11 protein-coding genes and 1 pseudogene are annotated in these 10,603 nt (G+C 68.2%); 11 read left to right on the top strand and 1 reads right to left on the bottom strand.

The genetic code is table 11. The features are described from left to right. From G6W55_RS35885 to G6W55_RS35915, 7 genes and pseudogenes are all read left to right on the top strand, one after another. Positions 1-406: pseudogene (locus G6W55_RS35885) on the top strand (hypothetical protein); the annotation flags it as partial. 288 nt (positions 407-694) lie between these two features. Continuing rightward, the gene (locus G6W55_RS35890) at positions 695-1,165 is read left to right on the top strand and encodes a hypothetical protein (RefSeq protein WP_175524818.1); all 471 of its coding nucleotides are present in this window, start codon (positions 695-697) and stop codon (positions 1,163-1,165) included. Positions 1,166-1,175: 10 nt separating this feature from the next. Next, positions 1,176-3,449, top strand: a complete 2,274-nt coding sequence (locus G6W55_RS35895; protein ID WP_175524819.1) for a hypothetical protein — start codon at positions 1,176-1,178, stop codon at positions 3,447-3,449. Between the two features lie 142 nt (positions 3,450-3,591). After that, positions 3,592-3,762 carry a hypothetical protein gene (locus G6W55_RS35900; protein ID WP_175524820.1) on the top strand — a complete coding sequence of 57 codons (171 nt, stop codon included), beginning with the start codon at positions 3,592-3,594 and terminating at the stop codon, positions 3,760-3,762. Between the two features lie 26 nt (positions 3,763-3,788). Beyond that, positions 3,789-4,418: a hypothetical protein gene (locus G6W55_RS35905; protein ID WP_175524821.1), complete on the top strand. Its 630-nt coding sequence runs from the start codon at positions 3,789-3,791 to the stop codon at positions 4,416-4,418. Positions 4,419-4,633: 215 nt separating this feature from the next. Next, on the top strand, positions 4,634-4,885 hold the full coding sequence (locus G6W55_RS35910; RefSeq protein ID WP_175524822.1) for a hypothetical protein: 252 nt from the start codon (positions 4,634-4,636) through the stop codon (positions 4,883-4,885). A gap of 14 nt (positions 4,886-4,899) precedes the next feature. Continuing rightward, positions 4,900-5,436 (top strand): YcxB family protein, encoded by a 537-nt coding sequence (locus G6W55_RS35915; RefSeq protein WP_175524823.1) that lies wholly within the window; start codon positions 4,900-4,902, stop codon positions 5,434-5,436. Positions 5,437-5,443: 7 nt separating this feature from the next. Here the strand turns inward: G6W55_RS35915 and G6W55_RS35920 are convergent, their stop codons facing one another. Then, on the bottom strand, positions 5,444-5,788 hold the full coding sequence (locus tag G6W55_RS35920) for a hypothetical protein (RefSeq protein WP_175524824.1): 345 nt from the start codon (positions 5,786-5,788) through the stop codon (positions 5,444-5,446). A 128-nt stretch (positions 5,789-5,916) separates the two neighbouring features. Here G6W55_RS35920 and G6W55_RS35925 point away from each other — a divergent pair, with 128 nt between their 5' ends. The 4 genes from G6W55_RS35925 (at position 5,917) to G6W55_RS35940 (ending at position 10,124) form a co-directional block, all read left to right on the top strand. Continuing rightward, positions 5,917-6,366 (top strand): hypothetical protein, encoded by a 450-nt coding sequence (locus tag G6W55_RS35925; RefSeq protein ID WP_254876572.1) that lies wholly within the window; start codon positions 5,917-5,919, stop codon positions 6,364-6,366. Between the two features lie 67 nt (positions 6,367-6,433). Then, a complete protein-coding gene (locus G6W55_RS35930; RefSeq protein WP_254876573.1) occupies positions 6,434-8,707 on the top strand; it encodes a hypothetical protein in 2,274 nt (757 codons plus the stop codon). A 20-nt stretch (positions 8,708-8,727) separates the two neighbouring features. Next, a complete protein-coding gene (locus G6W55_RS35935) occupies positions 8,728-9,723 on the top strand; it encodes a hypothetical protein (RefSeq protein ID WP_175524826.1) in 996 nt (331 codons plus the stop codon). A 68-nt stretch (positions 9,724-9,791) separates the two neighbouring features. Further along, positions 9,792-10,124 (top strand): cupin domain-containing protein, encoded by a 333-nt coding sequence (locus G6W55_RS35940; protein WP_175524827.1) that lies wholly within the window; start codon positions 9,792-9,794, stop codon positions 10,122-10,124. Positions 10,125-10,603: the final 479 nt, after the last annotated feature.

The following is a 10,603-nucleotide window of genomic DNA, read 5'->3' on the forward strand; positions in this document are numbered from 1 at the left end:
CCATACTGAACGCGCTGGCCAGGCACTGAAGGGCCTCTCGGTCGACGTCGAGAGCACCGCAGGCACCTACATCGAACTCATGGAACAAGGCCTCGGCAAGACGCCGGCCGCGGAAATCTGGAGGCATCTCATGGCCGTCGACCTGTCCTTCTTTCAGTCGGAGACTGCGCAGAAACTTCGTGAGGAGGGCAGGGAGGAGGGTCGCGAGGAGGGGCTGGTCGAGAGCCGGGTGAAGGACATCCTTGTCCTGCTTGCCCATCGGGGCGTCGAGGTCACCGAAGCGGACCGGGAGCGGATCGTCGGGTGCGACGACCTCGACGTGCTGGGGCGGTGGTTCACCAAGGCCATCACCGCCACGTCGACGGCGGAGGTCCTGGCGTCGACCGGGGAGTCCGAACCCGCTTGACGGGCAGCACGGCCGGGCCTGCGAGACCACTCCACGACGGCTGCCCTCGACGCGGACACCTGGGTGGGACTCGAATCAACAAGTGATCTAGCTGATCCGACCGGGGGCTCCAGCTTTTGAGCTGAAGCATTTGAGCGGGCCCGCGGCCAGGAGGGCGTAGCCGGCGGGATCCGTCCGGGGTGGATGCGAATGCGCCATGGGGGGGCGGTTGAATGATGCGGGCGTTGTGTCCGTTGCTAGGTTGAGGCGAGAAGAGCGAGATCTGTCACGGGGGAGGGCGCGGGGACCATGGCCTGGGACGAGTGGGAGCAACTCAAGGCCGATGCTCAGGGCGGTGCGACGGGGATGCGGCTCAACGAGGCCGCGGCGCAGGGCGGCGGTGGGAGCAACCGCGATTTCGTGGTGAACCAGGACGACCTCGGCGCCGTGGGCCACGACGCGTTCACCCTTTACGGCGATCTTCGCACCGGGACGGACATCGCCGGCGCGGGCATGGACAAGCACGGCGCGGGATCCACGATGCAGGCCGCCGCGTCCCTGAAGTCGCACGGTTTCGCCATGGGCGGCGCCCTGGAACTCACCGTCGAGATCTGGACGTCGCAGGCCAACACGGTTCTTCAGGCGTGCGCGCACATCTCCAACCACCTCGACTTCAGCAAGAAGCTGCACGCCCACGACGACGCGGAGATCGCGGCCGTGATCAGGAACCGAGACGGTTCCGCCCTGGCCGTGTCCGAGATCGACAAGTACTTCAAGTAGGAGCAGCCCCATGGCCGTGAAGTACGTGGATCTCGTCGAGGTGGATCTCGGCAAGCTGGGGACGGCCGTCTCCGACTGGAAGAACGCCGTCGACAAGCTCAAGACCGCCGCGGAGAACGCTCGCAAGGGGATGCAGGCCAAGTCGGACAAGGCCCGCTGGGCGGGTGTGAACGCCACGGTGACGCGCGGATTCGTCAGCAGTACGACGAAGGAGATCGCGGACCTGCACACCGAGGCGAACAGCATCTACCAGGTCCTCGACGACGCCCACACGGAACTGGCCGCGCTCCAGAAGCGGATCAGAACCGCGGACGCCGAAGTCCGGAAGTGGGGCATCAGCGTCCAGGACTACGGCGACGGCACGGTGCACTGTGTCTACCCGCACATTCGCGGCGACACCGACGCGCGCACCAAGGAGGAGAACGAGGCCAGGGACGAGCTGGAGGGCCGGATCAACCGGATCCTCTCCCACGCCTCGGAGATCGATGCCTCGGTGTCCCGCGCCCTGCGCAAGAGCCACGGCGGGGACGCACACAACGCCGGGCACAGCGTGTACGAGTCCCTCGACGACGCCCAGGTCGAGCGCGCGGCCGAGCTGGCGAAGCGCGGCACGGAGATGACCGACAAGCAGCTCACCGAGCTGAACTCCCTCCTGAAGTGGAACGCCAAGGACGCCGACTTCAGCACCGGCTTCTACCAGTCCCTCGGGGGCCCGGAGAAGACCCTCGAGTTCTACGGCCGTATGTCCCTCGACGGCACGGAGGGCGACGACAAGGAGCGGCTGGCGCTGACCCGGCAGCTCCAGCGCAACATGGGTACGGCGCTTGCCTCGGCGACCGATCCGGACAACAAGTCACATCTGCCGGCGAGTTGGGGCACCGAGTTCAGGAAGCTGGGCACCCAGCAGGTGGAGCTCTTCCCGGGTGCCCCGACCAACCCGTACGGCTATCAGGTCCTCGGCGGGCTTCTGCGCTACGGCAACTACGACGCGAGGTTCATCAATCCCATCGCGGAGCACGTGGTCCAACTGCACCACAAGGACCCCGACTTCTTCATGCGCAACAAGCCGAATACGGGAGGCGCCGACCTCGACTGGGGATTCAATCCCTCGGGGAAGGCTGGCGCCGGATACGACCCGCTCACCAGCGTGCTGGAAGGGCTCGGGCACAGCCCGGACGCGGCGAAGAAGTTCTTCTCCGACGACATGACGCCGACGGTGTACAACGAGGACGGCACCGTGAAGAAGGGTGCCACTCTCGACTACACCTACTACGACGAGCTGACGAACAAGGACTTCAAGTGGGCGCCCGACAGCCTCGTCCATCCCGGTAGCGACGAGGCGGCACATGTACGGGACGGTGGCCCCGACGCCCTCGGCCACGCACTGGAGGCGGCGACGTTGGGGTACGCCTACGACGACCCGACGCCCACGCCGTCCCGGGACGCGACTTCGGCCGCGATCATGGAGAAGGTCGTCCAGACCTACGGCGATCCGGAGAACGTCAAGGACCCCATGGCGGACAGCCTCGGCCGGATGGGGGCGGGCTACATCGACGACCTGAACTGGGGTCTGAACGACAGCCGGACGGACAGCATCTTCGCCCCGAAGGACCTGGACGGGCACGCGCAGTTCGGTTCGCCCAACACGATCAAGTTCCTGAGCTCGATCGGCCAGCACCCGGACGCGTACTCGGACATCTCGATCGCCCAGCAGATCTACGGCACCAGCGGGCTTGAGGCACAGGTCGACGGTGGCCGCATCAACGAGTCGCATGCCAGGGAAGTGGTCCGTACCGGCGCGGAGATCCAAGGAATCATCGACCAGTCCCGAGCCGATCAGGTCCGGGCCGAGGGGTTGGCGAGGGACGAGGCTTACAACAAGAGCCTTGCCGAGAAGACCGAATGGATCAAGTTCGGAGCAGGCGTGGCCATTGCCGCAGGGGCGGCGTTCCTGCCTCCGGTGGCAGCCGTGGGTGTGGCGGGAACCCTCATCCCGGTCTTCATGGATGCCGGCCAGGGTGCGCTCGAGCAGCAGATCGGCAGTGTGATCGACACCAGCGCGGATACGGGTCAGCAGGACAGCGCGGCAGACGTCAATTCCCAGCGGGACAAGATCTACGAAGCCGGGAAGCTTGCTACGCAGTCACCGATCGACAGCTTCCTGACGCACCACGGGCTCTCGCATGACGACCCATTCGGACAGGACCTGGAAGAAGCTTTGAACAGTGGACATACGAAGGGGACCCATGGGGAGGACCAGCATGGTGTACTTCCCACGCCTTAGGTGGGCGGGGCCCCTGCTGGTTGTCGTCGCGCTGGTGACGACCGGCTGCCAGAGTGGAGACGCGCGGGGCGCGGGTACGGCGCGCCCCAGTTCGGAGAAGGTGACGTGTGACAAGGTCCTGAGCGCTCCCGCCGGAGCGGCCATGGAGCGGATCGCCGGTATCGCCGCGCCTGCGAAGGCCACTTGTCTCGGTGATTCGCAGAGGGCGGCCGATGGTCTGGTCGCGCAGTACGACGCTGCGGCGGCGGATGAGTACGACTGCGAGTCCCATGCCGGGCTGCCCAGCAGCTTCACGATGCCTGCGGAGGTGTAGGAATGGGCCGTCGGTCGAGAAGGGCCGTGCTGGTAGCCGCCTTCTTGTTGGTGACCGGTTGTCAGGGGGACAAGGGGTCGGCGGGCGAGGGGGCGGCTGAGAAGGGCATCTGCTATACGGCCCTGGGGAAGGACGTGGAATCCGCGGTCAGGCGGGTTGCCGGCATTCCGGACTCCGTGAAGATCACTCGGTACGGCAATCCGGAGGATTCCGTTGACAAACTGATCACCATGGTCGCCATGGGGACTCCGGAAAAGGCGACACGTCTGGAATTCTGCAGGTTCTACCGGGAGACCGTGGTGTCGTCCCCGCCTGTGGAGGTGACCTTCTGGGGGGTGCGGGAGGTTCCCAAGAGAGGCGCCGATGCGCTCGGCAAGAGCTACCGCATGGCGAAGGGGGCTGCTGCCACCAGCAAATTGGGCGTGCTGTATTTCGAGTGCTCCAGCGAGGAGTTCTCCCTGGGCCTGGGCGGCGCTACCAAGGTGCTCATACGGGGAGAGTCCCGCACCAACGACGAAGTGGCCGAATCCGACGCGGCGGCCTACGAGGACAACCTGCGGATCATCCATGCGTCGAGCCGCGTCTACGCCGAACTGCTCGGCTGCGAAGCGAACGCCGGGATTCCGGCCACGTTCAGCATGCCGCCTGAGGTGTAGACGTCGAAGCCCATCCCATGAGGCCCTGCACCGGATCTTCCAGAAGACCCGGGTCTCTTCGCCCGCGCCGCCAGAAACGCCGATTCCATACTGAACGCGCTGGCCAGGCACTGAAGGGCCTCTCGGTCGACGTCGAGAGCACCGCAGGCACCTACATCGAACTCATGGAACAAGGCCTCGGCAAGACGCCGGCCGCGGAAATCTGGAGGCATCTCATGGCCGTCGACCTGTCCTTCTTCCAGTCGGAGACGGCGCAGAAGCTTCGTGAGGAAGGCCGTGAGGAGGGGCTGGTCGAGAGTCGGGTGAAGGACATCCTTATTCTCCTTGCCCATCGGGGTGTCGAGGTCACCGAAGCGGACCGGGAGCGGATCGTCGGGTGCGACGACCTCGACGTGCTGGGGCGGTGGTTCACAAGGGCCATCACCGCCACGTCGACGGCGGAGGTCCTGGTGTCGACTGCGGACTGAGGGGTGGGTGTGGCATGACGGCGGCTGCGGAGCGTGTCGAGGTGCGGCATGTGTCGACCGGCGACGAGTGGGTGGAGGCCCTGCGCGCGCATGCGAAGGTGTCGTCGGCCGCGCGGCGTAAGCGGTGGTTCGCGATCGTCGCGACGCTCGTCCTCGTGGCCATGTCGGTCCGCATCACGCCGGAAGGCGGTTCCCTGGATCCTGTCGGGCTGGGCATCGCCGCGTTGCTGCTGCTGAGCCTGCTGGTTCTGATGCCCCGAGCGGCGGCCCGGGCCCAGCAGCGGAACCATGCGGCACTGGGGGAGCGCCGGATCACCGTCGACGAGTCCGGAGTCTGTGTCGAGACCGCTCACACCCTGAGCAGGACCCGCTGGTCCGCCCTGTCGCGGTACGTCGAGACCCGTCGGCTGTTTGTGCTGTTCAGTGCCGACAAGCAGGCCGCGTGCCTGATCTGTGTGCCCAAGCGGAGTGCGGACGGTTCGGACCGGTCCAAACCGCTGCGCGCTCTGCGGGATGCGCACCTGGTCAGGGCTGGGGACCCCCGTCGCTGACGGAGCATCAGGCGTTCGTCGGCGATTCCGTGCCGTCCCGTTCGGTCTCCTCGGCGCGGGGCAGGCGGTTCAGGAGCTTCGCGTAGACCGTTGTCGCCGCTGCCGTGATCGTCGTCAGGAGGGTCAGGGCGAGGATGCTCAGGAGGGCCGGCCACTGGCGGAGGGATTCGTCGCGGCATGCTTGCGCGGAGGGGTTGGGGTCGACGAGGGGGCCCCGGCAGAGGGCGTCGGGGCCGTGGTCGGCCAGGAGCAGGAAGCTGAACAGGCCCCAGAGCGCCAGGGCCAGGAAGGTCCAGGCGACCGACCACTTGTCCATCCGTGAGGCGTTGTCACGGGGTTCGGTGGCTGTCATGGGTCCGGTCTCCTTCGGTCGCGGTCGCTTTTTGAAATGTACGCGGTCCGAAGATCTTTCCTGAAGCGGGCGGGCGCACTTGCTAACCTGACGCGTGTATGTCAACCGAGGGCGCGGGGGAGTCCGGCATGACGACGCAATCGGCAGGAGAGCCGGGGGAGCAGGGCGGCCCTCTCGGGATGCAGATCGACCATGTGCCGTCGGAGCCCGGCGGGTCGGGGACCCCCGGCCCCCCAGGCCCCTGGCAGCCGAACCTGGTGTCGACCCCCGCCCAGAAGAAAGCCGCCGCCCAGGCCATCGAGGACCACATCGAGCCGGACACGAGCAAGGCCGGCGACCACGCGGACGACGAGACCGGCAAGGCCGTCACGGCGTTCGCCCCGAAGGACGGCGACGGCTGGGTCACCTCCACCTCGCTCAAGTCGGCGCACAAGACCTGGGGTGACCAGGTCAAGAACCTGATGAACCGGCTCGCCTCGGAGAAGGCCGCGCTGCGCAGCACCGGACTGCTGTTCCAGACCACGGACTTCGGCATCGGGACCGGCCTGCGCCAGACCTCACCGCTCGACGGGTACTGATCGGGCCATCGGCCGCACCGCACGCCATCACGCATCACGGGGACCCATGCCGACGTACAACGAGATCATGACGACCGACCTGTCCACGCTCACCACGGCCGCCGAACGCTGGGACGGCATGGCGGGGGAGTTCCTCAAGCAGGAGACGGCGTACCGGCGGGACGTGTACGGCATCAGCATGGGCCAGACCTGGCTCGGGCTGAGCGCCAACGCCGCCAACAAGCGCTTCGACGTCACGCTCAAGGAGTTCCAGAACGCCCAGGTCGAGGCCAAGGCCATCGCCGCCCTGCTGCGCGACGCCCACACCCAGTTCGTGGATCTGCGCGGAAAGCTGGAGACCGCCCGCAAGGAGGCCGTCGAGGCGGGGATGCGCGTGTCCGACCAGGGCGTCGTCACCTTCGACACCTCGCAGTTGGGTGCCGGCGAGCTCAACGCCTACCGCCACGACCCCGACTACCAGCAGAGCGTGCGGAAAAGCGTCAGTTCCTGGCAGCAGCGCGTCGACCATCTGGTGCAGGCCGTCAACGACGCCGACGACGGCGTCAAGATCGCCTTCGACGCCGTCGTCGTCGACTCGGACATCACCGACGGCACCGTCAACGGCTTCAACGGCAAGGCCCAGGGCGACATCGAGAAGTACGAGGCGCAGAACGCCGACGACATAGCCGGCCGGCTCGCCAAGGGCGACAAGGTCTCCGACGCCGAACTGGCCGAACTCCAGCGCTCGTTCCGGGACAACGCCGGGGACGAGGTGTTCAACAGGACGTTCCTCAACGGACTCGGTCCCGAGGGGGCCATCAAGTTCACCAACGGGCTGAACGACCTCGCCTACGACTCCGACAAGGGCCGTAAGAGCGTCTACCTCGACCTCCAGGGCGGACTCGCCAACACCGTCGCGGCAGCGACCCAGGTGCCGGGTTCGGTCGCCGACATGCCGCCCGGATCGCAGAAGTTCAAGGACTGGCTCGCCAGCGACGACGGCGCCTTCTACCGCCAGTGGACGCAGGGCCTGGAGAAGGCCGGCACCAAGAACTTCGGTTCCAACACCAACCCGCTGTACGGCTACCAGTCGTTCGTGAGCCTGATGCAGCACAGCGACACCAAGTACGACGACCAGTTCCTCTACCAGATGGGCGACGACCTCATCGCGGCGGAGAAGAAGCACCCCGGCATCTTCACGGAGTGGGGCCCCGGCCACGACGGGATCCGCGCCGACGCCATCGACGGGCTCCTCGGCGTGATGAGCCGCAACCCGGACGCCGCCACGGCCTTCTTCGACCCGTCGGGCAACGGCGCCGGCGCCGACCACGTCGGCAACGACCATCTGCACTACCTGGCCGGCAGCGGCGACGGCACCCGCGAGTGGCCCAAGCACGTGATCACCGGCATCTCGGTCATGGAGATGGACGACCCGCTCCACAAGGCCGGCCTCGGCGCCGCGCTGGAGGCCGCTACGACCGGCCACCCGCCGCTGGCGGCCGGCCAGGACCCGTGGCCCGAGACCAAGCACACCGACGCCCAGGCCCGGGTGATGCACGCGGTCATCACCGAGCTGGCGCCGTCCGCCGGCACCGACGGGGTGGCCGCGAACATGCGGCAGCCGCTGGCCAACGCGCTCGCCGCCTACACGGACGACACCCACGAGATCCTCGGCGGCATGGACGCCGACTACGTGCGGGCCGCGACCGGGGAAGGCACCTTCCGGGACGGCGACACCACGCATGTGGCGGTGACCCAGAAGGACCTGGTCCAGTTCATGCGGGGACTCTCCGAGGACCCGGACGCCTACGCCACCCTGCACAAGGCCGAGTCCCGGTACATCGACGTCGAGATGCGCGGCATCCCGGAGGGGGCCACCGACTTCGAGCGGTCCGCGCCCCTGAGCAAGGCGGGCGCCACCCTCGGGGCGTACTCGGCCATCCGCGAGGACGTGATCAACGACGAGCGCATGGCCGGATACAGCGAGGCCGACTGGAAGTCGAAGATCGCCTACCACATCATCGGCGGCGCGGTCACCCCGCTGGCCATCCCCACGGCCGGTGGCTCCATCGTCGTGGGCGACGCCCTCCAGCGCGGGGTGGACACCTGGGCCTGGCAGTGGGGCAACTCGATGAAGGCCGAGGCGGACGTCACGGCCAACGCCGGTATCGCCGACGAGTACCTCAACGCCCACAACCAGATGGTCACCATGGTCGACACCTGGGCCTCCGACCGCACGGACATCGACACCTCGACCGACAAGGGCAAGGCCCAGCTCCAGGTGCTCACCGACGACATCCTGAACGGCCACGACCGCGGGTCGAGCACGGCCCAGAAGTACCTGACGGACACCACCAACTGACCAGCGCAGCGAGGAAGAACATGCCCGAGACACCGCCGCCGACCGACCGGCGCCCGCGCCGCCGCGCCGCGCTGACCGCCGCCGTCGCCTGCGTGGCGGTCGCCGGGGGCATCGGGGCGTGGTTCCTCGTCGGATCCGGCGGGGACGCGGAGGGCTGCGCCGATCTGCGCAAGGACGAGCGGATCCAGAAGGCGCTGGGCGAGGACCACGCGGCCGTCACGGACTGCGCCGCGCTGGGTACGGCGATCCGCGGGGCCACCGTGGGGTCGGTACCGGGGGAGCACTCGCTGCGGCAGGCGCAGGCCATGAAGGACGTCCTCGTCGCCGTCGGGGAGCGTCTGGACGACTCGGGAGGATCGCTCGACCCGGACCTGAGCGTGCCGCTCGCCGAGGCCCTGGCCGACTACGCGGCGGACACCGACAAGCTGCTCGGCATCGGGGACGCCGACTACGTGCGCCACGCCACGCCCTCGCAGCCGGCCTGGGAGGACGCCGACGGTGTCCACATGTCCGTATTGGGCCTTCAACTGTTGCGTACCGTACGGGAGTTGTCGCAGGAGCCCGCCGCGTACACCGCGCTGCGGGACGCTGCGACCCGGTACGCCGCCGAAGGGCTCGCCGCGGTGCGGCCCGGCACCACCGGCGCCGAATTGACCGTGCCCCCCGCCCGGAACTCCCGCACCCTGGGCACCCTGGACGGCGTGCGCGCCGACGTCCTGCGCGACCTCGGTGAGAAGGAGGCGGACCGCTGGGAGGACGAGGTCCTGGCGGGGCTGGCCAAGGGCGCCGCCGAGCCGCCGTCGTACGCGAAGGACCCCGTCGGCCATCTCGTCGCCACCTGGCAGCAGACCCTGCGCACGAAGGGCGCGGAGGCCCTGGAGGACCAGAGCGCCGACATGACCGCCACCTGGGGCACGGCCCTGGGTCTGGAGGCGTCCGTGCGGGACGGTCTGCGGGAGGACGCGGCCGACAGCTTCTTCAACGAGCGCAAGGCCACACTCGGCGAACTCGACTGAGGTGACACCGGTCGGCGGTGCCCCACATGGCCCTGTCGCCGCGCGGCGCCGGTGGGAAGACTTGCCCCATGCAGAAGCTCTCCCTCGACGCCCTGGCCCGCGAACACCTCGAACGCGCCGCCGCCGCCTCCACGGGCCGCAGCGCGAGCACCGTGTACGGCGGCCATGAACACGTGCTGCGCCAGACCCTGCTCGCCCTGACCGCCGGCACCGCGCTCGCCGACCACGAGAACCCGGGCGAGGCGACCCTGCTGGTGCTGCGCGGCCGGGTGCGTCTGACCAGCGGTGACACCGACTGGGAGGGGAGGAGCGGCGACCTGATCACCGTGCCGGACGCCCGTCACGGTCTTGAGGCGCTGGAGGACTCGGCGGTGCTGCTGACGGTCGCCAAGACCGGCTGACCGGCGGGGCGGCGTGCGCGGGTTTGACCTTCGTCACGCTCGGGGTATTCTCTCCGGCTCGATTGGCGGAGGCGCTGCCCCGTATGGCAGACTAGCGGGGTTGCTCGGTCGAGTGTTGATGCTGTGCGCCTCCCGCCGGGAGGACCGGAAGCGAGTCCCACAGTACTCGTCGCCCTAACTGCCCCACGGCAGCGCTGGGGCGGACGTACGGGAATCTTTCGGGAAGTGCGGTGCGGCACCGGCCAGGCGCCCGGTGGGCCTTTCGTCCCCGGCTTGCGGTTCCGGTAGGGCCGTGTGCATTCCCGCAGGGGTGTTCGAACAAGGGACATCTTTGTCAGCGGGAGCGCGACACGCCCGACCGCGTGGGTCGGAGAACGGGGCGGGAACTCCGGGCATCAGAGCGTACGAAGAGACAGGACTACTGAGTAGCCATGGCGGGACAGAAGATCCGCATCCGGCTCAAGGCCTACGACCACGAG

Origin of the sequence: Streptomyces sp. CAI-85 (assembly GCF_013363615.1) — a bacterium.
GTDB classification, from domain to species: Bacteria; Actinomycetota; Actinomycetes; order Streptomycetales; family Streptomycetaceae; genus Streptomyces; species Streptomyces antibioticus_B.

Bases quoted from the DNA above. Each gene is read 5' to 3' on its own strand.
- G6W55_RS35890 (WP_175524818.1), top strand. From the start codon at position 695: ATGGCCTGGGACGAGTGGGAGCAACTCAAGGCCGATGCTCAGGGCGGT.
- G6W55_RS35930 (WP_254876573.1), top strand. From the start codon at position 6,434: ATGACGACCGACCTGTCCACGCTCACCACGGCCGCCGAACGCTGGGAC.
- G6W55_RS35940 (WP_175524827.1), top strand. From the start codon at position 9,792: ATGCAGAAGCTCTCCCTCGACGCCCTGGCCCGCGAACACCTCGAACGC.
- G6W55_RS35895 (WP_175524819.1), top strand. From the start codon at position 1,176: ATGGCCGTGAAGTACGTGGATCTCGTCGAGGTGGATCTCGGCAAGCTG.
- G6W55_RS35920 (WP_175524824.1), bottom strand. From the start codon at position 5,788: ATGACAGCCACCGAACCCCGTGACAACGCCTCACGGATGGACAAGTGG.
- G6W55_RS35925 (WP_254876572.1), top strand. From the start codon at position 5,917: ATGACGACGCAATCGGCAGGAGAGCCGGGGGAGCAGGGCGGCCCTCTC.
- G6W55_RS35900 (WP_175524820.1), top strand. From the start codon at position 3,592: ATGGAGCGGATCGCCGGTATCGCCGCGCCTGCGAAGGCCACTTGTCTC.
- G6W55_RS35915 (WP_175524823.1), top strand. From the start codon at position 4,900: ATGACGGCGGCTGCGGAGCGTGTCGAGGTGCGGCATGTGTCGACCGGC.
- G6W55_RS35910 (WP_175524822.1), top strand. From the start codon at position 4,634: ATGGCCGTCGACCTGTCCTTCTTCCAGTCGGAGACGGCGCAGAAGCTT.
- G6W55_RS35935 (WP_175524826.1), top strand. From the start codon at position 8,728: ATGCCCGAGACACCGCCGCCGACCGACCGGCGCCCGCGCCGCCGCGCC.